Origin of the sequence: Pseudomonas sp. BIOMIG1BAC (assembly GCF_001705995.2) — a bacterium.
In the GTDB taxonomy this organism is placed as follows: Bacteria; Pseudomonadota; Gammaproteobacteria; order Pseudomonadales; family Pseudomonadaceae; genus Aquipseudomonas; species Aquipseudomonas sessilinigenes.
Window position 1 is genome coordinate 5,118,227 of sequence record NZ_CP049045.1, and the last position, 20,688, is coordinate 5,138,914.

Consider the following 20,688-nt stretch of genomic DNA (forward strand, 5'->3'; position numbering starts at 1 on the left):
AGGTGGATGCATGGTTTGCCGGATCGAACAAGCGGATCAACAGCCCGAGGCCAACGCACCGGCCCCGGCGCCGCAGAGCGTGGCCTATCGCGAATACGGCTCGCCGCAAGAGGCCCATGCGCCCCTGGCCGCCGAGACCGCCCTGGCCATCACCTACAACGGCCTGAGCCAGGCAGTGATGATGGTGTCTCCGGGCAACCTGGAGGATTTCATCCGTGGCTTCAGCGTCACCAACGATATCGTCACCGGCCTGGACGAGATCTACGACATCCGCCTGAGCCATTTCCCCCAGGCCTGCCAGGCCGACGTGCAGATTTCCAGCCGGGCCTTCTGGGCCCTCAAGGACCATCGCCGGCAACTGGCCGGGACCAGCGGCTGCGGCTTGTGTGGAGTCGAGGCCCTGGAGCAGGCCCTGCCCCAGCTACAGGTGCTGGAACCGACGCCACTGCCGCCGGTGGAGCACCTGCAGGGCCTGCGCGAGCGCATCGAGCAAGCCCAGCTCATGGCCCGCAGCAGCGGCGCCCTGCATGCGGCGCTGTACTTCGATGAACAGGGAGAGGTACGCCTGTGCCAGGAAGACATCGGCCGCCATAACGCCCTGGACAAGCTGATCGGCGCCCTGCTCCACGCCGGGATCGATACACGCCTGGGCTTTACCGTGGTCACCAGCCGCTGCAGCCTGGAGCTGATCCACAAGGCCGTGCGGGCACGCCTGGGCACCCTGGTCAGCCTCTCGGCGCCCACCGCCCTGACCGTGCAGTGGGCCAACAAGCACCACCTCAACCTGATCCACGTCCCCCACCGCAGCCCGCCACGGATCTACAGCCCGGTGTGATCGCTGGGCATTATCGTGGCGCGAGAAGTTGCTCGCACTGCAAGGCGCAGCCTTGCCATCCGCTTGGGCAGGCGCTCGATCAGGTATAGCGAGGACTCGGGTTTACGGCCTGCGCTGCCGAGCGGCAGCGACCGCCCTCGCCACCCAAAGTCGGTTCCAGATCTACCGCAGGTGCTCAGGGTTGCTGCCAGCGGCTGGCGGCCTGCTGGTCGCTCGCACGGCCTTCGACCCAATGTTCGCCGCTGTCGGTGACTTCGCGCTTCCAGAACGGCGCACGGGTCTTCAGGTAATCCATGATGAAGTCACAGGCCTCGAAAGCGGCCTGGCGATGGGCGCTGGCCACACCGACGTAGACGATCGGCTCGCCGACCCGCAGCAGCCCGACCCGATGCACCAGCTCGACCCGCAGCAGCGGCCAGCGCTGCTCGGCCTGTGCCACGATGCCCCGCAAGGAGCGCTCGGTCATGCCCGGGTAATGCTCGAGGAACAGGCTCTGCACCGCCTGCCCCAGGTTCAGGTCGCGGACGTAGCCGACGAAGGTCACCACTGCCCCCACTGCCGGATCGCCAGCCTGCAGGGCGGTATTCAAGGCATCGAGGCTGAAGGCCTGTTGCTGGACCTGGATACCCATGCCTCAACCCCCCGTCACTTGCGGAAAGAAGGCGATCTCGTCGAAGTCCTCGATGGGCGCGTCGAGCTTGCACAGGTCCTGGTTCAGCGCGCACATCAGGCTGTTCTCCCCCAGTACCCGGGCCCAGTTCTCGTCCCGGGCCATGAGCAACCGGCGCACATCGCCAACCGTGCGCAGCTCGGCATGCAGCGCCAGCTTCTCGCCGCCGCTGCCCAGCTGTTCGCGGTAGCGGGCAAAGTAGTTGATGAGGATCATGGCTGCTCTCCCGCGATGAATGAACCGGACTTGCCGCCGTGCTTCTCCAGTAGCCGCACGCCCTCGATGACCATGCCGCGATCCACCGCCTTGCACATGTCGTAGATGGTCAGGGCGGCGACGCTGGCGGCGGTCATCGCCTCCAGCTCGACCCCGGTGGCACCGTTGAGCCGGCAACGGGTGGTGATTCGCACCCGATCCGGCGGCGCCGCGGCGAGCTCGACGCTGACCTTGGTGAGCAGCAAGGGGTGGCACAGGGGGATCAGCTCGTGGGTCTTCTTCGCCGCCATGATCCCGGCGATCCGGGCCACGGCGAACACGTCGCCCTTGGGATGGCCGTTGTCCTCCAGCAATTGCAGGGTGGCCGGGTGCATCCGCACCCAGGCCTCGGCCAGGGCCTCACGGTCGGTGGCGGGCTTGGCGGTGACATCCACCATGTTGGCCCGGCCCTGGGCGTCCAGGTGGGTCAACGCGGGACTGGCGACAGCGTCGTTCATGTTCAACCTCAGGCAAGGGAAAGCCTGGCGACCCGGGGCGGGTCAGCTCAGGACGTAGTCCACCGGTTCGAGTACCGGCGGCAGTTCGGTGGCTCCCAGGGCATCGAGGATCTCGCGCTCGATGTTGCGCACGATGGCGTCCAGGGGCAGGTCGTTTTCGTCACGACCGAAAGGGTCTTCCAGCTCGTCGCCGATGGCGTCCAGGCCAAAGAAGGTGTAGCTGACGATGGCGGTGAAGATCGGTGTCAGCCAGCCCAGGGGCTCGGCCATGGCAAAGGGCAGCAGGATGCAGAACATGTAGCTGGTGCGGTGCAGCAGCAAGGTGTAGGGAAACGGCAACGGCGTGGCCTTGATCCGCTCGCAGGTGGTCTGCGCCGTGGTCATGCCCGCCAGCAGGTTGGCGATCAGCATGTAGCGCCACTCGCTCAGGCGGCCCGATTCGGCCAGGCCCGAACACTGGCTAGAGACCAGGCGCAGTACGTTGTCGCTGACGTTCGGGGTCGCCGCCGGCGGCAGCTGGCTGAGCCAGGTGCCTGCGACCCCCAGCTCGTCCTCCTGGCGCAGCCGGGCCTTGAGGGCATGGGCGAAACCGCACAGGTTGCGCAGGATCGCCCCGCGCTCCTGGGTATCGCCGATCACCTGGGTCTCGCGGATCAGCGAGCGCACATCCGTGACGATACTGCCCAGGGCCTTGCGCGCCTCGTACCAGCGGTCATAGCAGGCGTTGTTGCGAAAGCTCATGAAGATCGACAGCGACAGCCCGAGCAAGGTGAAGGGCGTGGCGTTGACCTTGGAAAAGAACGCCGGGTGCAGGGTCTCGATCAACACGATGGCGGCGGCCAGCAGGGTCACCAGCAGGCTGCGCAGGGCGATGCGCTTGGCGATCGAGCCCTTGAGCGAAAACAGCACGCCGAGCAGGTTGGGTTTGGATCTGACGATCATCGAAGGACGGCCTCTGGACGATTCGGGCAAGCAAGGGATGGGGCCGGTCAGCCGCCGGTCATGTTCATGAAGCGCACCACCTGCACCTCATCGTTGAGCTCGAAGTGATGGCGATAGGGCTTGAGCTTCATGGCCTCGACGATGGCCTGTTCCAGGCGCTGGGTATCGCCCGGGTGGGCACGCAGCACGGCCTTGAGGTCCATCGAGTGTTCGTTGCCCAGGCACAGCAGCAAGCGCCCTTCCACGGTCAGCCGCACGCGGTTGCAGGTGCCGCAGAAGTTGTGGCTGTGGGGCGAGATGAAGCCCAGGCGGATCTGCGGTGCCTCGGCCAGGCGCCAGTAGCGCGACGGCCCCTGGGTCGATTCCGCCGACTCCATCAGGGTGTAGCGCTCGGCGATGCGCTCGCGCACCTGGGCGCTGGAGCAGAAGGCATCGCTGCGGCTGTGTTCGCTGATGGCGCCCAGGGGCATCTCCTCGATGAAGGAGATGTCCAGGCCATGGTCGATGGCGAAGGCCACCAGGTCGTTGATCTGGTGGTCGTTGCGGCCCTTCATCACCACGCAGTTGAGTTTGGTGCGGGTAAAACCAGCGGTGTTCGCCGCATCGATTCCGGCCAGCACCTGGGACAGCTCACCGGTGCGGGTCAGTTGGCGGAACAGCTGCGGGTCGAGGCTGTCCAGGCTGATGTTCAGGCGCTTGACTCCGGCATCGAACAACGGCGAGGCCAGCTTGCCCAGTTGCGAGCCGTTGGTGGTCATGCACAACTCGCGCAGGCCCGGCAGCTGCGCAATGCGCCGGCACAGCTCGACCACCCCGGAACGCACCAGCGGCTCGCCACCGGTCAGGCGGATCTTGCGGGTGCCCAGGGCGACGAAACGCTCGGCCAGCTGGTACAGCTCTTCCAGGGTCAGGATGCGCTGGCGCGGCAGGAACTGCATATCCTCGGCCATGCAATACACGCAACGAAAATCGCAACGGTCAGTCACCGACATGCGCAGATAGTCGACCCGGCGAGCAAAGCCATCCACCAATACTTGATCTGCCATCACAGCCTCTGTCGCCGATGCGAACTCATTGAATATTAGTTGAACTCCGACAGTGCAGCCGCGCTTGTCGCGAGTTATTGGCGGCAAGATTAAGAGCCATTCAAAAGTCCGTCCAATCGCTATTAACAACTGGTTGATCAAAAACATCTATCAAGCGCAAAACCATCAAGATAACTCACTCAATACATTGATTTTTAATGAATTAATACCCTGATAGAGGTTCTCGATCAACTGGTCATTAATTGCGATTAGACAGCCTGTACGGACGCCGAATAGGCTTTATTCGTGGCCCGAGAAAGGCTGCGAAAGTTACTCCACGCAAACAAACACAACGGGGCTTATAACCAGTCCCAGCAAAATCGCATTTAGCCTGAGCAGTAAGAAACTATCGACATCCATTGAATGTCGGGCGGTTCCCTGCGTGCGATGTATTGGAGAGATATCATGAGCGAAGTTGATCGATACAAACCCTACAAGGGCGCGGCCGCCGGTTGGGGGGCACTGATGGCGGTGACCCGCAACTGGCTGGGCAGCGAGAACGCCTTCAAGAACATCCGCGCCATGCTCAAGACCAACCAGAACGGCGGTTTCGACTGCCCGGGTTGCGCTTGGGGCGAGTCGCCGGAAAACGGCATGGTCAAGTTCTGCGAGAACGGCGCCAAGGCGGTCAACTGGGAAGCCACCGGGCGCCTGGTGAACCCGGCATTCTTCAATAAATACACAGTCTCGGCCCTGGCCGCGCAGAGCGACTACTGGCTCGAATACCAGGGCCGCCTGACCCATCCGATGCGCTACGACGCCACCCAGGACCGCTATGTGGAAACCACCTGGGACGAGGCCTTCGACCTGATCGCCAGTCACCTCAAGGGCCTGGACTCGCCGAACCAGGCCGAGTTCTACACCTCGGGCCGGGCCAGCAACGAAGCGGCCTACCTGTACCAACTGTTCGTGCGCGCCTACGGCACCAACAATTTCCCCGACTGCTCGAACATGTGCCATGAAGCCAGCGCCGTGGGCATGTTCGAGAGCGTCGGGGTGGGCAAGGGCACCGTGGTGTTCCACGACCTGGAGCAGGCCGACGCGATTTTCGTCATCGGCCAGAACCCCGGCACCAACCATCCGCGGATGCTCGAACCGCTGCGCGAGGCGGTCAAGCGCGGTGCCCAGGTAATCTGCTTCAACCCGCTCAAGGAGCGTGGCCTGGAACGCTTCCAGCATCCGCAGCACCCGCTGGAGATGCTCACCAACGGCTCCGAGCCCACCTCCTCGGCCTATTTCCGTCCGGCCCTGGGCGGCGACATGGCGGCCTTTCGCGGCATCGCCAAGTTCCTCCTGCGCTGGGAGCGTGAAGCCCTGGCCAGCAATGGCGAAGCAGTGTTCGACCGGGCCTTCATCGCCGAACACACCTCGGGCCTGGACAGCTACCTGGCCGAGGTCGACGCCACGTCCTGGAGCCACATCGTCGAGCAGTCCGGCCTGTCCCTGGCCGATATCGAACTGGCCGCCCGCATGTATCGCAAGGCCAAGCGCGTGATCATGTGCTGGGCCATGGGGCTGACCCAGCACACCCATTCGGTGCCGACCATCCAGGAAGTGATCAACGTGCTGTTGCTGCGCGGCAATATCGGCCGCCCGGGCGCCGGCCTGTCACCGGTGCGCGGCCACAGTAATGTGCAGGGCGACCGCACCATGGGCATCAACGAACTGGCGCCCACCGAGTTGCTGGACGCCCTGGAGGCGCGCTTCGGCTTCAAGCCGCCACGGGAGCACGGCCACAACACGGTGATGGCGATCTCGGCCATGGAACAGGGCAAGGCCAAGGTGTTCATCGGCCTGGGCGGCAACTTCGCCCAGGCGACCCCGGACACCCCTCGCACCCACGCCGCCCTGCGCAACTGCGAGCTCACCGTGCACATCGCCACCAAGCTCAACCGCAGCCACCTGGTGACCGGTCGCGAGGCACTGATCCTGCCGTGCCTGGGCCGTACCGATATCGATATCCAGGCCAACGGTCCCCAGGGCGTCACCGTGGAGGACACCTTCAGCATGGTGCACATCTCCCATGGCCAGCTGCGGCCCAAGTCGGCGCACCTGCGCTCGGAACCGGCGATCATCGCCGGCATCGCCAACGCCACCCTGGGCCCGCGTCCCATCGACTGGCTGTGGGTGATCGAAGACTACGGGCGCATCCGCGACCTGATCGCCGATACCATCCCGGGCTTCAGCGACTTCAACCTCAAGCTGCTCCACCCCGGCGGTTTCCACCTGGGTAACCCCGCGGCCGACCGGCGCTGGAACACCGCCACCGGCAAGGCGCAGTTCACCCCCAGCGAACTGCCCGCGGACCTGGTCAACCCCGGGGTGCGCAAGCTCAAGGAGCAGCCGCAGCTGATCCTGCAGACCATGCGTTCCCACGACCAGTACAACACCACCCTGTACGGCCTGGACGATCGCTATCGCGGGGTCTACGGCATGCGCGAGGTGCTGTTTGCCAACGAACAGGACATCCGCAAGCTGGGCTACGAGCCCGGGCAGAAGGTGGACATCGTGTCCCTGTGGGAAGACGGCCGCGAGCGCCGGGTCAGCGGTTTCACCCTGATCGCCTATGACATCCCCGCCGGCCAAGCCGCCGCCTACTACCCGGAGACCAACCCCCTGGTGCCACTGGAGAGCTACGGCGACCGCACCTATACGCCGACTTCCAAGTTCATCGCCATCCGCCTGGAGGCGGCCCAGGCCAGCAACCTGATCCAGTCCGTCGGCGTCTGACCGGGCCCGGGGTCGGTACACCGCCCCGGCCTCCACTCGCAGCCCCCGCCCCCATAGCGCGAGCCCTTGCGGCTCGCGGCGAACGGGCGGCGGCTGCACGGCATCCAGCCTTTACGAGGGTATCGTCATGTTTGATCTACAGGCACTGGACCTGGCGCGCATCCAGTTCGCGTTCACGGTCTCGTTCCACATCATCTTCCCGGCCATCACCATCGGCCTGGCCAGTTTCCTGGCCGTGCTCGAAGGGCTTTGGCTCAAGACCCACAACAACACCTACAAGGACCTGTATCACTTCTGGTCGAAGATCTTCGCCGTCAACTTCGGCATGGGCGTGGTCTCCGGACTGGTCATGGCCTATGAGTTCGGCACCAACTGGAGTCGTTTCTCGGACTTCGCCGGCAGCATCACCGGCCCCCTGCTGACCTACGAGGTACTCACCGCGTTCTTCCTCGAAGCGGGTTTCCTCGGGGTCATGCTGTTCGGCTGGAACCGGGTCGGCCGCGGGCTGCACTTCTTCTCCACGGTGATGGTGGCCATCGGCACCCTGATCTCGACCTTCTGGATCCTGGCCTCCAACAGCTGGATGCAGACGCCCCAGGGCTTCTCCATCGTCGATGGGCGGATCATGCCCATGGACTGGCTGGCGATCGTCTTCAACCCGTCGTTCCCCTTCCGCCTGGCGCACATGGCCATCGCCGCGTTCGTCTCCACGGCGTTCTTCGTCGGGGCCTCCGGCGCCTGGCACCTGCTGCGTGGCAACGACACGCCGCAAGTGCGCAAGATGCTGTCGATGGCGCTGTGGATGGCGCTGATCGTCGCGCCGATCCAGGCGGTGGTCGGTGATGCCCACGGCCTCAACACCCTGGAACACCAGCCGGCGAAGATCGCCGCCATCGAAGGGCACTGGGAAAACCACGGTGACGAGCCCTCGCCCCTGGTGCTGTTCGGCCTGCCCAACATGGACAGCGAGAAGACCGACTACGCCCTGGAGGTGCCGTACCTGGGCAGCCTGATCCTGACCCACAGCCTGGACAAGCAGATCCCCGCGCTCAAGAGCTTCCCCAAGGAAGACCGACCCAACTCGGCCATCGTGTTCTTCAGTTTCCGCATCATGGCCGGGCTCGGCATGCTGATGATCCTCACCGGGGTGCTGGGCCTGCTGCTGCGGCGCAGCGGCGCGCTGTACCGCAATCGCTGGTTCCTGCGCCTGGTCCTGCTGATGGGCCCCACCGGGCTGATCGCCATGCTGGCAGGCTGGATCACCACCGAAGTCGGTCGCCAGCCCTGGGTGGTCTACGGCCTGCTGCGTACCAGCGATGCCGCGTCCAACCACAGCGTGATGCAGCTGAGCGTGTCCCTGGCGTTGTTCGTACTGATCTACTTCTCGGTATTCGCCGTGGGCATCGGCTACATGATGAAGCTGGTGCGCAAGGGCCCGCAGCCCCACCACGAGCACCTGCCCGAAGCCACACAGGCCCAGGAACCAACCCCGCGTCGTCCGCTGTCCGCCATCTCCGAGACGTTCGCGTCCGGCGATCACCACAACTGAAACAAGGGAAACGATCATGGCTATTCAAGGCATAGATCTATCGTTGATCTGGGGCGTCATCATTGCCTTCGGGGTGATGATGTACGTGATCATGGACGGCTTCGACCTGGGGCTCGGCATTCTCTTCCCGCTGATCCCCGATGCCCGGGAACGGGACGTGATGATGAACACCGTGGCCCCGGTCTGGGACGGTAACGAGACCTGGCTGGTGCTCGGCGGCGCGGCGCTGTACGGCGCCTTCCCGCTGGCCTATTCGGTGATCCTGGAGGCGTTGTACCTGCCGCTGGTGTTCATGCTGGCGGGGCTGATCTTTCGTGGCGTGGCCTTCGAGTTCCGCTTCAAGGCCAGCCCCGAGAAGCGGCATATCTGGGACCTGGCCTTCATCGGCGGCTCGCTGCTGGCGACCCTGTGCCAGGGCATCGTGATCGGCACCTATATCAGCGGCATCCCGGTGGTCGATCGCCAGTTCGCCGGCGGCGCCCTGGACTGGCTGGCGCCCTTCCCGCTGTTCTGCGGCCTGGGGCTGGTGGTGGCCTATGCGCTGCTGGGCAGCACCTGGCTGCTGGTCAAGACCGAAGGCATGCTCGAAGCACGCATGCGCCACTACACCCGGCCCCTGGCGTTCGCCCTGACGGCGGTGATCGCGGTGCTGTGCGTGTGGACCCCCATGCTGCATCCGGAGATTGCCACCCGCTGGTTCGGCCACGCCCATATCGTGATCTTCGGCGCGCTGCTGGTGCTGGGCCTGCTGGCGTTCTGGGGCTTGCTCGGAACCTTGCGCCAACATCATTCGCACTGGCCGTTCGTGTTCACCCTGGTGCTGGTGTTCCTGGGCTACATCGGCCTGGCCTTCAGTATCTGGCCGAACATCGTGCCGCCGTCCATCAGCCTGTGGGAAGCGGCCTCGCCCCTGACCAGCCAGTTGTTCATCCTGATCGGCACGCTGTTCATCCTGCCGATCATCCTGATGTACACCTGCTGGAGCTACTACGTGTTCCGCGGCAAAGTGAGGATCGGCGATGGCTACCACTGAGAACCCAACCCTGCACGAAACCCTGGCCCGTCTGCCCTTGCACCGCCAGGTGGCACAACTGAGCCTGCTGTACCTGGGGGCGATACTGACACTGGCCTGCACCACGGCCCTGGTCCTGGAGCTGGCCCATGGATAAGACACAAGTCACACGCCCCGTTCCGGGGTGGCGGCAACTGTTATGGATGGCCGGCATCTGGTTGGCCAGCGTGGTCAGCCTGGGGCTGGTGGCCGGGTTGTTGCGGCTGCTGATGCAAGCCGCGGGCATGCGCAGCCACTGATAGAGGCCCATTACCCACACGCCCCCGGCACGCACTTGCGTGTCGGGGGCGTGCGCGTTCAGAGGGGCGTTGGCTCGCGTTCGGCCAAGTCTTCGAGCAGCTCGGCTGAAGGCACGAAGAACAAGCCGCCGGTCACTGCCGTGCTGTAGTCCAGCAGGCGATCGTAGTTGCCCGCCGGCCGCCCGACAAACATGTTTTCCAGCATCTGTTCCACCGGCTGCGGCGAGCGCGCGTAGCCGATGAAGTAGGTGCCGAACTCCCCGGCCCCTGGCCGGCCGAACGGCATGTTGTCGCGCAGGATCTTCACCTCTTCGCCGTTCTCCTCGAGGGTGGTCAGGGAGCTGTGGGAACAGCTGGGCTTGACCCCGTCGGCCAGCTCGATGTCGTCCAGCTTGGTCCGGCCGATGATGCGCTCCTGGGCCTCCACGGTCAGTTCGTTCCAGGCGCTCATGTTGTGCAGGTACTTCTGCACCAGGACGTAGCTGCCATTGGCGAACGGCGGGTCCTCGTCGCCCACCAGGGTGAAGTCCACGGCTTCACGGCCCACCGGGTTCTCGGTGCCGTCGACGAAACCCACCATGCTGCGCATGTCGAAGTAGCGAAAACCCTGGACCTCATCCACCACTTCGATCGCAGCGCCCAACGGCTTGAGCAACTGGGTGGCGAGTTCGAAGCACAGGTCCATCTGTTCGGCGCGGATATGCAGCAACAGGTCGCCCGGGGTGGACGGTGCCAGCCGCCCCGCTACCCCCACTTCACGAAATGGATGCAGCGCAGCCGGGCGCGGCCCGCCGAACAGCCGGTCCCAGGCGGCGGAGCCGAAACCACAGACGCAGGTCAGGTTGCCCGCCGGTACCCGCTTGCCCACCGAGCGCACTCGCCCGGCGACATCGGCGCACCACTCGCGCAGGGTTTGCGCCGCTTCGGCACCGGGCGCCAGGGTGGCGACGATGAAGATCGCGCTGCGGGTAATGGGGCTGCAGACAGCTTGGGGCTCGGGCAGGCGCCCGGCCGAGGATGAAGGTGTCGTCATGTTGGATTCCACAGGCTACGGTCGAAAAAATCACCCACGGAAATTAGCAGATTGCGGCGCCGTAGCCACCCACTCCTGTGGTCGCTGTCGAGCCTGCGAAGCTGCGCCAAGCTCCGCAGGACCTTCCAAGGGATCGGATGGCCAACCTGGCGGCTAAACGCCCGCGCGCAGCACCCGCACCGGTACCGACTTGTAGGACGGCGTGCCGCTGTCGACGTCCAGGTAGTCCAGCGGCACCAGGCGGTTGGCCTCGGGGTAATAGGCGCCGACGGTGCCCGGGGCGATCTTGTACTCGATGGCGGTGATGTTCTCATAGCGCAGGCGCCGGCCGTCGGTCACCGTCTCGATGTCCACCAGGTCGCCATGGGCCAGGCCCCGGGCCGCCAGGTCCGCCGGGCTGATGAACAGTACGTCGCGACGACCGAAGACCCCACGATAGCGATCGTCCAGGGCATAGATGGTGGTGTTGTACTGGTCATGGCTGCGCAGGGTGACCAGGCGCAGGACATCGGCGCCATCCACTTCCTTGTCTTCGTGCAAGCCGGGGAAGACAAAGAACTCGGCCTTGCCCGAAAGCGTCAGCCATTGGCGCTCGGCCGCCGCCAGGGGCATGCGGAAGCCTCCTGGAACGCGGATCCTGGCGTTGTAGTCATCGAAGCCAGGCACGGTCTTCTCGATCAGGTCGCGGATCTTGTCGTAGTCGGCCACCAGCTCCAGCCACGGCACCTTGCTCGCGGTCAGCGTCGCCTTGGCCATGCCGGCGACGATCGCCGGTTCCGACATCAGGGCTTGCGAGGCCGGTGCCAGCTTGCCGGCCGAGGCATGAACCATGGACATCGAATCCTCGACGGTGATCGCCTGGCGCATGCCGTCCTGCACGTCCATTTCGGTGCGGCCCAGGCAGGGAAAAACGTAGGTTTCCTTGGCCACCAACAGATGGCTGCGGTTGAGCTTGGTGGCGATGTGCACGCTCAGGTCGAGCTGGGCCATGGCCGGGAAACACTGGCCCGGGTCCGGCAGGGCCACGGCGAAGTTGCCCCCCAGGCATAGCAGGGCCTTGGACTGGCCGGCAATGATCGCCTGCATCGCTTGCACCGCGTCGTGGCCATGGCTGGCCGGTGGCTTGAAGCCGAACACCTGCTCGAGCTTGTCGAGGAACGCCTGCGCGGGTTTTTCGGTGATGCCCACGGTGCGGTTGCCCTGCACATTGGAGTGGCCACGCAGCGGGCAGATCCCCGCCCCGGGCTTGCCCAGGTTGCCTCGCAACATCAAGAGGTCGCAGATCAGCCGCACATTGGCGGTGCCCTCGTTGTGCTGGGTAATGCCCATGCCATAGGTGACGATGGTGGCATTGGACTTGGCATAGGCCGCGGCGACCATTTCCAGGTCGCTCTGCTTGAGGCCACTGGCCTGTTCGATATCCGCCCACTGGGTGGCGTGCAGGTCGGCCTCCAGGGCAGCGAAGCCCAGGGTGTGCTGGGCGATGAAGTCGCGGTCCAGCACCTGCCCAAGGCTTTGCTCCAGGGCCAACAAGGCCTTCATGATGCCCTTGACCGCCGCGGCGTCACCGCCTGCCTTGACCTGGAAGTACGAGGAGGCGATGCGCGTGGAGCCATAGGTGGCCATCTCCACCATGTTCTGCGGATCGGCGAAGCGCTCCAGGGCCCGCTCGCGCAAGGGGTTGAAGACCATGATCGGCACTTTGCGCCGTGACGCCTCATGCAGGGTGCCCATCATCCGCGGGTGGTTGGTGCCGGGGTTGTGGCCGATGGAGATGATCAGCTCGCAAACATCGAAATCCTCCAGCGATACCGTGCCCTTGCCGATCCCGATGGACCTGGGCAAACCGACGCTGGTGGGCTCATGGCACATGTTCGAGCAGTCGGGAAAGTTGTTGCAGCCATATTCCCGGGCAAACAGCTGGTACAGGTAGGCCGCCTCGTTGGAGGCCCTGCCCGAGGTGTAGAACTCCACCTGCTCGGGCTTCAGGCCACGCAGGACCTGGCCAATGCGCTCGAAGGCGGCCTGCCAGGGCACCGGTTTGAAAGTATCGCTCGCGCGATCGTAAACCAGAGGCTCGGTAAGGCGACCGAGGTCCTCCAACTGATAGTCCGAGCGCTGCAGCAGCGAGGCCACCGGATGGCTGGCCAGAAACTCGGACGTCACCCGTTTGTTGGTGGCTTCCCAGGTCACCGCCTTGGCGCCGTTCTCGCAGAACTGGAAGGTCGACTTGTGCTCCTTGTCCGGCCAGGCGCAACCCGGGCAATCGAAGCCGTCGGGCTGGTTGGTGCGCATCAGGGTCAGGGGGGCCTTGAGGGTGTCCATCTGCTCGCGTACGGCCGTGGCCGTGGCCTTGAGCGCGCCCCAGCCACCGGCGGGACCATCGTAGTTGCGGATTCCGGGAACCTTGCGTCGAGTGCTCATGATCGCTCCAGGGCCAACCGGCCCTGTGCGGCGCGAGTTGGCAATGACAGGTAATCGACCACCGGGGCGGCGTCAGGCAGGGCCAGGCACCCGGCAATGATCCAGGCACGGATGGCCGGATCGCCAGGCGGCTGGATCAAGAGAAAGTGCATCGCAAACGTTGCGGCGCATGCTGAAATCTAGCGCTGCGCCCCGGGCTGTCAAGGCCAGGTGCCGACCGGTGCAGGCCCGCTCACTGCAAGGCACTGCGTCGCAACTTCGGGCTCCAGCCCTGCTGCATGCCGGCGGCGGCGAGCAGGATCGCACCGACCCCGAGCCACTGCAGCCAGCCCAAGCGGTGACCGAACGCCAGCCAATCGACGAAGATCGCCGCGATCGGATAGATGAAGGACAAGGCCCCGGTCAACGCCGTGGGCAACTTCTGGATCGCACCGTACAGCAGCACGTACATCAGTCCCGTGTGGATGATGCCCAGTGCCAGCAGGCTGGCCCAGGCGCTGGCCTCCCGGGGTGGCGTGCCGAGGTTGGCCCAAGGCGCCAGCAGCAATACGCCGGTGCAGACCTGGATCAGGGCAATCAAATGCGGCGGGGTTCCGCTCAGGCGTTTGATCAGCAGCGCAGCGAAGGCGTACAGCAAGGCTGCGCCCAGGGCCAGGCCGATCCCCAGCAGGTAGTCATCGCCAGACTCGCCCTGCCCTTCATGGGCACTGACGATGGCCAGCATTCCGCCGAACGACAGGCACAGCCAGAATAATTTCTGCGCCGTGATTTTTTCTCCCAGGAACAACGCCCCCAAACCCACCAGGAGGAACGGCTGGACGTTGTACACCGCAGTGCCGATGGCGATCGAGGCCCGGGAATAGGAGCCGAACAACAGCACCCAGTTGCCGACGATCGCCGCGCCGCTGACCACCGCCAGCAGCAGGACCCGGCGCGTGAGAATATCCTTGCGCAGCAAACCCAGGGCAGCGCAGACCAGCAGCAAGGTCGCGGCGCCAAACAGGCAGCGCCAGAACACCACGTCCAAGACCGGTTGCCCCGAGACCAGGACGAACCAGCCAATGGTTCCGGAAATCAACATGGCGGCGCTCATTTCCAGCGATCCGCGACGAATCAATGCATCCATCATCAGGCTCCTCATACCAGTGGCCAGATTATGCGCAGCGTGCTTCAAGGCCTGCCATGGCAAATCCTAGGCTAGACTCGTGCCGTACCTTTTTTTTCAAGGCAAAACTGCCCATCAACCTAACGAGATTGCCATGCTGGATGCTATTGACCAGGCACTGATCAGTGCCTTGATGCAGGACTCCCGACGCTCGCTCAAGGCCCTGGCGCAAATCAGCGGGCTGTCCGCCCCCAGTGTCGCCGAGCGCCTGCGCCGGCTCGAAGAGCGTGGCGTGATCAGCGCCTACACCCTGGAAATCGACCCCAAATTCCTCGGTTATCAATTACAGGCCATCGTGCGCATCCGCCCCTTGCCGGGAAAACTGCAGGAAGTCGAACGGCAGATCCTGGCGATCCCCGAGTTCACCGAGTGCGACAAGGTCACCGGCGACGACTGTTTTTTTGCACGCCTGCAGGTGCGCTCCATGGAACAACTGGACAGCCTGCTGGACCGCCTCAACCAGTACGCCGAGACCAACACCTCGATCGTCAAGAAATCACCGATCAAGCGCCGCCTACCGCCCATGGAGTGAACACCCGCCCTGCTCCGGCCAAGAAAACCCAGGCAATAAAAAAGCCCGCCGAAGCGGGCTTTTTCAAGGCTTGGAACTGAGGATCAGTCGTCGCGGCTCATGATGCCGAACAGCTGCAGCAGGCTGACGAACAAGTTGTAGATCGATACATACAGGCTGATGGTAGCCATGATGTAGTTGCGCTCGCCGCCGTGGATGATGGCGCTGGTCTGGAACAGGATGCACACCGAGGAGAACAGCACGAAACCGGCGCTGATCGCCAGTTGCAGGCCGCTGATCTGGAAGAACAGGCTGGCCAGCACGGCGCCCATCAGGACGAAGAAACCGGCGGTGATGAAACCACCCAGGAAGCTCATGTCCTTGCGGGTGATCAGCACATAGGCCGACAGGCCGCCGAACACCAGTGCGGTCATGGCGAAGGCTGAGCTGACCACTTCAGCGCCGCCCTGCATGCCCAGGTAGCGGTTGAGGATCGGGCCCAGCAAAAAGCCCATGAAACCGGTCAGGGCGAAAGTCGAAACCAGGCCCCAGACCGAGTCGCGGAGTTTGCTGGTGAGGAAGAACAGACCGTAGAAACCGATCAGCACGACGAAGACGTTCGGGTAGCCGACACGCATCTGTTGCGCCACATAAGCCATGATCCCGCTGAAAGCGAGGGTCAGGGCCAGCAAGCCGTAAGTGTTGCGCAGGACGCGGCTAACCTCTAGCTGCTCGGCCTGCACGCCGTTGTTAACTGCGTAATCCTGTTCGCGCATGGCGACACTCCTGTTGGTTGAAACATTTAGTGGCAAGGATGATAACAGAGGCGCTGTAACTCGCGACGCAGAGAGTTTGACAGTGTGTTTCATTCGGGTATTATGGCGCCCGCAACGCGATCTGGAGGTGTGGCCGAGTGGTTTAAGGCAGCGGTCTTGAAAACCGCCGACTGTAACAGGTCCTAGAGTTCGAATCTCTACGCCTCCGCCAAATCTCTACGATAAAGCCCTGATTATTCAGGGCTTTTTTGTTTCTGCTGCTCACGGTCGCTTACCGTCATCAACTGACCGTTTCCGCGTCATTTCTTTAGTTTCCGCAACTACCCTCCTACGGCACCTTGCCGACAGAACGCCAGAACCCATGGTCCGACCTGGGAGCTGTCCTGCATTTTCCTCACCTACTGAACACTTGTCTCTCACCAGTACCCTCCTAGCTGTCAGGAATCTCATCCTGCAGCCAAGGCCCCATTGACCCGCTCAGCAAAATCGAGTGGTATCAAGTGACGACCTCGCCCATAGAAGCGAGACGCCCAACCAAAACCCTCCTAAGGATCCCATTCTGGTCTGTCCCGGAGCTGGTGGACAGGTAGTTAAGAGTTACTGCTCGCATAGCGCCGCTCAAACTCCATCGGGCTGAGATAGCCCAGCGTCGAGTGGCGGCGACGGTGATTGTAAAAGCGGATGTAGTCGAACAGGTCGGTTTTCGCCTCGTGGTAGCTGGCATAGCGCGTCAGGTACACCCGCTCAGCCTTCAGCGAACGGAAGAAGCTCTCCATCGCGGCGTTGCCCCAGCAGTTCCCGGGACGTGAATGGCTGGGCACGATTCGATGTCGCCGAAGTAAGGCCTGGTAGTCGTACGCGCAGTATTGGCTGCCTCGATCCGAGTGCAGCAGCACTTCTTCTTTCGGCTGCCGGCGTGCAATGGCCATCTCCAGCGCGGCGTGTACCAAGGCCTGCTGCATGCGGTGGTGCATCGCCCAACCGACGACGGCTCGTGAATAGAGATCGAGCACGACTGCCAGATACAGCCAACCTTGGGCCGTCCGCACGTAGGTCATGTCCGAGACCCAGTTCCGATTGGCGCGATCCGAGGCGAACTGGCGATCCAGGTGGTTCGGGGCAATCGGCAGAGCATGACGACTGCTGGAAACCAGCCGCCAGCGCTTGCGCGAGCGAACGCGCAGACCGGCTTCGCGCATCAGTCGAGCAACCCGGTGTCGACCACACGCATGCCCCATGGCCGCTAACTCGGCCTTGATTCGGCGATGGCCATAGATCCCATTCACCTCGTGGTGAATGGTGCGGATCTCCTTGCTCAGACGCCGATTCGCCATCTCTCTCGCCGAAGGTGGCCGCTGCTGCCAGGCATAGAAGCCGCTGCGGGATACCCGCAGCAGCCGGCACATTGGGGCTACGGGATAGCGACCAGCCAACGCCTCGATGGCGCGGAACTTCACTTCGTGGGCTGCGAGAAGATGGCGAGCGCCTTTTTTAAAACATCGCGTTCCATGGTGACCTGAGCCAGTTGCTGGCGTAGACGACGCAACTCCGCGCTCTCACCACGCTGCTTGCCGTTGCCCGGAAAGGCATCGTCACCTTGCTGCTCGTACTGGCGCTTCCATTTGCCCAGCAGGCTTTCAGCGATGCCGAGCGTCTCGGCTACATGACGAAGCGGCGTGCCGGCAAGTACCTGGTCTACTGCCTCGCGTTTGAAGGATTCGGGAAAACGTCGTCTGGTCTGAGTCATGAACACTCCTTGCGGTGGACATTATCCACCTTAAGTCAGTGTCCACTCAGCCCGGGACAGACCAGTCTTCTGATCTCTGACCCATCGGAAACTATCAAGTAGCCAGGACAGCCAGTGCAGAGGAAGTGAGCCCCCTTAACCACTTGCAGCTTCTCTGCGTAGTCATCAGTAATAGTCGCGCCACTATTTGGCGCATTCGAAAACGTGGCGCGGACTACTTACCCCGGCGCTCGATCCCGCCCGGCGCCTTGTCGCAGCGCAGGCAGTGCTCGCAGTCCAGCGCCCGGCACAACCAGGCCTTCACCCGCTGCCAGTACGTGACCATGAAGACGTGCCGAACTCCGGCCAGGGTCAGGGATGCGTACAAAGTCGCCTCCGCCACCGACTGGGACATGATCAGCCTGTCATTGCGTACCAGCAGCGCGTAGCCGCTCAGCGCGATGGTCGCGTAGATCAACTTCCCCAGCACCCCGTCGCGGACCATGCCGCTCAAGCAGCACCAGGTCGCCCATAACGCAATCAGGCCAGCCGACCACGTTGCAACGTGTTCCAGGATCATGTGCCACCTCCCCCGAACTTCGAACGAATGAACGCCCAAAGGTGAGCAGCTTTGATTGCCCGGGTTATGGCAGCGATCAACGAACCGCCGAAGGTGCCGAGCAGGAAACCGATACCGGCAACGCTGCGGGGCTCGACCACTCCCAGGTAAGCGCTCACCAGTCCAGTCAGGTAATGGGCGCAGACAGCACCCGAGAAGATGAAGACGGCCCAGGCTTTTCGGTCTACCAGGTCGTCGCGGTGCCACCAGCTCGCGGCGAACGCACCAACCAATCCCGCGGTAAACCATGTATCAAGCCTGTCGAGCAGGCGGTACAGAAACTCCATGCGCTCGACTCCGTGGGCATGACTCAAGAAAAAGGAGGGCATCGGAAGCACAATGGGATTGAGAATTTCATGTGCTTTTTTGCAGGAAGCAGAGCGTCCGGCACAAAAGTCGGACGCTCATGAACGCTTACAGGTTGTCGTAGGTCATCCATACGCTGGAGTTGTCATTCCCTGGAGCCCAGAAAATACCAAGCCCAGCCGGAACCACCAGTTCATATGGAAGAGTGTCGAAGTTGGAACCGGACGACGCCACAAAAATTGCAGGGTAACTATCCATCCGATGGCTGAGAGGCGGCTTCACGGTATCCGCATACAAACGGCCACCGCATGCTGAGACCGTACGAATGACGATGCCAGTAGTATTTGCCGCAGGCTCTACAAGAGCATTGACGTATTGCCTGTAACCTACTTGGTTGATGAACTTGCTACCCACAGTAACTTGAGTCATGAGATATACCTTTTGAGTGAAATGAGTGGTGCGGATGGTTCCGCTTTCATGTCGCTCAAAGGCGATGGCTTGAAGCTCTTGGCTTTCAGTCAGTTGGTACTACAGCCTGATACGGCTGAGCGCGATCTGTTTACTTGGTGATGAGCATGTCAATGGTGCTGGTGTCGCAGGTGTAATTGGCCTTCTTGTCGAGGACAAAGTAAATGGCGGACGATTTGGTGACGGGCACTTTGCTTGCTGAAAAAACAGCACCGTTACCTCTGGCCAAACTACCCGACTGAAGTACCGTGTCACCCAGATTCAGGGACCACGCCACACCATCACCGCAACTATCGTGAACACTGTTGACGCGCCCGAGGATGTTGACCTCTCCGACTACAGGGCTCGCCCAGCGGATGACCGTCTGGCTGTTCTGCCCCGGGTGAAAAGCAACGTTGCCGGCCGCGATGGAAAAGGTGCCATTCGCAGTGTAGGTGTAAGGTTTCAAGTGAACCGAAACATGAGAACCAGAAACCTGATCCATCCAGCACGTAGCAGCCAAGCTACTGCAGGAGTCAGCTTTGAAATATGGCAGCTGGACGTAGTTTTCGGCCTTGTTCACCCCAGACGAGTTCTGCATGAACGTCCAAGTAGAGCCCGGCGGAGAACTCTCCTTCGCCAGGATTACATCTCTAGCCAAGTTCCAAGACATGGCCGTATCTGCTGAGGCGTTCATGGAGATACCAAAAAGCACTAGCAGGTTAAGCAATGAGGCACTGACAATTTTCTTCATATGATTCACTATTGAGTCGAATTATTGGTCGCGGAGAATTCCGCTCTCATGTCGCTCAAAGGCGATGAATTGAAGCTCTTGGCTTTCTTGCTGATGATTGTTCAGGCCACCCGAGTGCGGCCTGAAGAACGCGAACTCTCAGCCCCAGACGTTATCAAACGTGAAGTCCTTGACCTTCCAGTTTTCAATAGTGCTACCTGGGTAGATCACACGTCGACGCGGGCGAACCGTAGGGGTGTAGCCAAATCGTGCCCAAACTGGGAGTTCTTTAACCACGGATAAACGCCCGTTGGCCTGCAGCTTCAGCTCTGCACCAGGTTGCCCTGCTGTACCCGTGTACCAGAGTGGGGTGTTGTTTGCGCCATAGATGACAAAGTTACCGTCAGTTTGCATGACCGCGCGCGTTGCCCCTTTGTTCTGGGTCCAACTGGCCCAGAGAACTCCCAAAGGCCCGTTCGAAACCACAAAGTTGCCGTCCGACTGAAACACCATAGTCGTGCCGCCAACAACATAACGCTTGTCGACCTCCAGGGTGGTGCCACCCGGAATGGCCAATGATGGTTGGGTAAAGTCTGGGAGAAGGGCCGCATTACTCGCCCAAAAAGGAACCGATTCAACAATCACCAGATTGCCGTCGTCCTGGACCTGTACGAATGTACGCTCCGCAGAGCCTTTGTCACCACCAACTGGAACGCCGTTTGTGGTCATCCAGGCCCGGCCACGCGAGTGGTCTACAAGAATCCCTGTAGTGTGAACATAAAAGCAGTTCACAAGATCGTTATTGGGATTTCTGCTGGTCGTGGTGTAGGGGTTGTTGTCAGCCACCCAAGCCAGCGCGCCGTTATCGTAAAGTGCAAGGTTGATATCTGGTTGCAGAAGCAGCTTAAAACGCTTGCTCGGCGACTCAAGATATTGGCCTGGAACCATGAAGTGACGCGGCGGCAAAACAGGGTTGCCGTTATTGGTAAATGGTGCGACGGAAAAAGTAGCCAAATTGCTCACCTATAAAGTCGAATGATTTGTTTGCGCAGCCTTGGCTGCACTCATGTCGCTCATAGGCGATTGCTCGAGGCTCAAGGCCTTCACACAAGT

General features: G+C 62.3%; 24 protein-coding genes and 1 tRNA gene. 8 read left to right on the forward strand and 17 right to left on the reverse strand.

Annotated features, from left to right (window positions below; genetic code table 11):
* The first annotated feature begins 10 nt into the window (after window positions 1–10).
* On the forward strand, window positions 11–835 hold the full coding sequence (gene fdhD / locus ATY02_RS23690) for a formate dehydrogenase accessory sulfurtransferase FdhD (protein WP_068581106.1): 825 nt from the start codon (window positions 11–13) through the stop codon (window positions 833–835).
* A gap of 175 nt (window positions 836–1,010) precedes the next feature.
* Here fdhD and moaE read toward each other — a convergent pair whose 3' ends face one another.
* Genes moaE through moaA form a run of 5 tightly spaced genes read right to left on the reverse strand, consistent with a single transcriptional unit; the run spans window position 1,011 to window position 4,206 of the window.
* A complete protein-coding gene (gene moaE / locus ATY02_RS23695) occupies window positions 1,011–1,466 on the reverse strand; it encodes a molybdopterin synthase catalytic subunit MoaE (protein ID WP_068581109.1) in 456 nt (151 codons plus the stop codon).
* A gap of 3 nt (window positions 1,467–1,469) precedes the next feature.
* Window positions 1,470–1,721: a MoaD/ThiS family protein gene (locus ATY02_RS23700; protein ID WP_022639465.1), complete on the reverse strand. Its 252-nt coding sequence runs from the start codon at window positions 1,719–1,721 to the stop codon at window positions 1,470–1,472.
* Window positions 1,718–2,218 (reverse strand): cyclic pyranopterin monophosphate synthase MoaC, encoded by a 501-nt coding sequence (moaC, locus tag ATY02_RS23705; protein WP_068581112.1) that lies wholly within the window; start codon window positions 2,216–2,218, stop codon window positions 1,718–1,720. Before moaC ends, ATY02_RS23700 begins: the two co-directional genes overlap by 4 nt.
* A 42-nt stretch (window positions 2,219–2,260) precedes the next feature.
* Entirely contained in the window at window positions 2,261–3,160 is a 900-nt protein-coding gene (locus ATY02_RS23710; RefSeq protein ID WP_068581115.1) for a bestrophin family protein, read from the reverse strand.
* 47 nt (window positions 3,161–3,207) lie between these two features.
* Entirely contained in the window at window positions 3,208–4,206 is a 999-nt protein-coding gene (gene moaA, locus ATY02_RS23715; protein WP_068581119.1) for a GTP 3',8-cyclase MoaA, read from the reverse strand.
* Between the two features lie 444 nt (window positions 4,207–4,650).
* Here moaA and ATY02_RS23720 point away from each other — a divergent pair, with 444 nt between their 5' ends.
* The 5 genes from ATY02_RS23720 to ATY02_RS23740 all read left to right on the forward strand — a co-directional run bounded on the left by ATY02_RS23720 (window position 4,651) and on the right by ATY02_RS23740 (window position 9,835).
* Window positions 4,651–6,975 carry an FdhF/YdeP family oxidoreductase gene (locus ATY02_RS23720; protein WP_068581122.1) on the forward strand — a complete coding sequence of 775 codons (2,325 nt, stop codon included), beginning with the start codon at window positions 4,651–4,653 and terminating at the stop codon, window positions 6,973–6,975.
* A gap of 127 nt (window positions 6,976–7,102) precedes the next feature.
* Window positions 7,103–8,524, forward strand: coding sequence for a cytochrome ubiquinol oxidase subunit I (locus ATY02_RS23725; RefSeq protein WP_068581098.1), 1,422 nt, complete (start codon window positions 7,103–7,105; stop codon window positions 8,522–8,524).
* 16 nt (window positions 8,525–8,540) lie between these two features.
* Complete coding sequence (gene cydB, locus ATY02_RS23730; RefSeq protein ID WP_068581087.1) at window positions 8,541–9,557, forward strand: cytochrome d ubiquinol oxidase subunit II; 1,017 nt, start codon at window positions 8,541–8,543, stop codon at window positions 9,555–9,557.
* A complete protein-coding gene (locus ATY02_RS23735; protein ID WP_164485031.1) occupies window positions 9,544–9,693 on the forward strand; it encodes a hypothetical protein in 150 nt (49 codons plus the stop codon). Before cydB ends, ATY02_RS23735 begins: the two co-directional genes overlap by 14 nt.
* Window positions 9,686–9,835 (forward strand): DUF2474 domain-containing protein, encoded by a 150-nt coding sequence (locus ATY02_RS23740; RefSeq protein ID WP_083235762.1) that lies wholly within the window; start codon window positions 9,686–9,688, stop codon window positions 9,833–9,835. The genes ATY02_RS23735 and ATY02_RS23740 overlap by 8 nt, the downstream gene beginning before the upstream one ends.
* Window positions 9,836–9,893: 58 nt before the next feature.
* On the opposite strand, the gene ATY02_RS23745 is transcribed toward ATY02_RS23740, so the two are convergent.
* The 4 genes from ATY02_RS23745 to ATY02_RS23760 form a co-directional block, all read right to left on the reverse strand.
* A complete protein-coding gene (locus ATY02_RS23745) occupies window positions 9,894–10,868 on the reverse strand; it encodes a Dyp-type peroxidase (RefSeq protein WP_068581089.1) in 975 nt (324 codons plus the stop codon).
* A 153-nt stretch (window positions 10,869–11,021) separates the two neighbouring features.
* The gene (locus tag ATY02_RS23750; RefSeq protein WP_068581091.1) at window positions 11,022–13,292 is read right to left on the reverse strand and encodes an FdhF/YdeP family oxidoreductase; all 2,271 of its coding nucleotides are present in this window, start codon (window positions 13,290–13,292) and stop codon (window positions 11,022–11,024) included.
* The gene (locus ATY02_RS23755) at window positions 13,289–13,444 is read right to left on the reverse strand and encodes a hypothetical protein (RefSeq protein WP_164487334.1); all 156 of its coding nucleotides are present in this window, start codon (window positions 13,442–13,444) and stop codon (window positions 13,289–13,291) included. Before ATY02_RS23755 ends, ATY02_RS23750 begins: the two co-directional genes overlap by 4 nt.
* An 80-nt stretch (window positions 13,445–13,524) precedes the next feature.
* Window positions 13,525–14,418, reverse strand: a complete 894-nt coding sequence (locus ATY02_RS23760; protein ID WP_068581093.1) for a DMT family transporter — start codon at window positions 14,416–14,418, stop codon at window positions 13,525–13,527.
* 133 nt (window positions 14,419–14,551) lie between these two features.
* Between ATY02_RS23760 and ATY02_RS23765 the strand changes: the two genes are divergently transcribed.
* On the forward strand, window positions 14,552–14,989 hold the full coding sequence (locus ATY02_RS23765; RefSeq protein WP_068581096.1) for an Lrp/AsnC family transcriptional regulator: 438 nt from the start codon (window positions 14,552–14,554) through the stop codon (window positions 14,987–14,989).
* A gap of 83 nt (window positions 14,990–15,072) precedes the next feature.
* Here the strand turns inward: ATY02_RS23765 and ATY02_RS23770 are convergent, their stop codons facing one another.
* Window positions 15,073–15,744 (reverse strand): Bax inhibitor-1/YccA family protein, encoded by a 672-nt coding sequence (locus ATY02_RS23770; RefSeq protein WP_022639478.1) that lies wholly within the window; start codon window positions 15,742–15,744, stop codon window positions 15,073–15,075.
* Between the two features lie 123 nt (window positions 15,745–15,867).
* Here ATY02_RS23770 and ATY02_RS23775 point away from each other — a divergent pair.
* A tRNA-Ser gene (locus ATY02_RS23775) sits at window positions 15,868–15,955 on the forward strand.
* 379 nt (window positions 15,956–16,334) lie between these two features.
* Here ATY02_RS23775 and ATY02_RS23780 read toward each other — a convergent pair.
* From ATY02_RS23780 to ATY02_RS23810, 7 genes are all read right to left on the reverse strand, one after another.
* Window positions 16,335–17,201, reverse strand: a complete 867-nt coding sequence (locus ATY02_RS23780) for an IS3 family transposase (protein ID WP_068580783.1) — start codon at window positions 17,199–17,201, stop codon at window positions 16,335–16,337.
* Window positions 17,198–17,491 carry an IS3 family transposase gene (locus ATY02_RS23785; protein WP_033974343.1) on the reverse strand — a complete coding sequence of 98 codons (294 nt, stop codon included), beginning with the start codon at window positions 17,489–17,491 and terminating at the stop codon, window positions 17,198–17,200. Before ATY02_RS23785 ends, ATY02_RS23780 begins: the two co-directional genes overlap by 4 nt.
* Before the next feature lie 214 nt (window positions 17,492–17,705).
* A complete protein-coding gene (locus ATY02_RS23790; protein ID WP_068581072.1) occupies window positions 17,706–18,050 on the reverse strand; it encodes a hypothetical protein in 345 nt (114 codons plus the stop codon).
* Window positions 18,047–18,376 (reverse strand): MFS transporter, encoded by a 330-nt coding sequence (locus ATY02_RS23795; protein WP_068581074.1) that lies wholly within the window; start codon window positions 18,374–18,376, stop codon window positions 18,047–18,049. Before ATY02_RS23795 ends, ATY02_RS23790 begins: the two co-directional genes overlap by 4 nt.
* Window positions 18,377–18,503: 127 nt before the next feature.
* Entirely contained in the window at window positions 18,504–18,824 is a 321-nt protein-coding gene (locus ATY02_RS23800) for a hypothetical protein (protein ID WP_141698184.1), read from the reverse strand.
* A gap of 130 nt (window positions 18,825–18,954) precedes the next feature.
* A complete protein-coding gene (locus tag ATY02_RS23805) occupies window positions 18,955–19,596 on the reverse strand; it encodes a hypothetical protein (RefSeq protein WP_068581080.1) in 642 nt (213 codons plus the stop codon).
* A 138-nt stretch (window positions 19,597–19,734) separates the two neighbouring features.
* The gene (locus ATY02_RS23810) at window positions 19,735–20,589 is read right to left on the reverse strand and encodes a putidacin L1 family lectin-like bacteriocin (protein ID WP_068581083.1); all 855 of its coding nucleotides are present in this window, start codon (window positions 20,587–20,589) and stop codon (window positions 19,735–19,737) included.
* Window positions 20,590–20,688 lie beyond the last annotated feature (99 nt).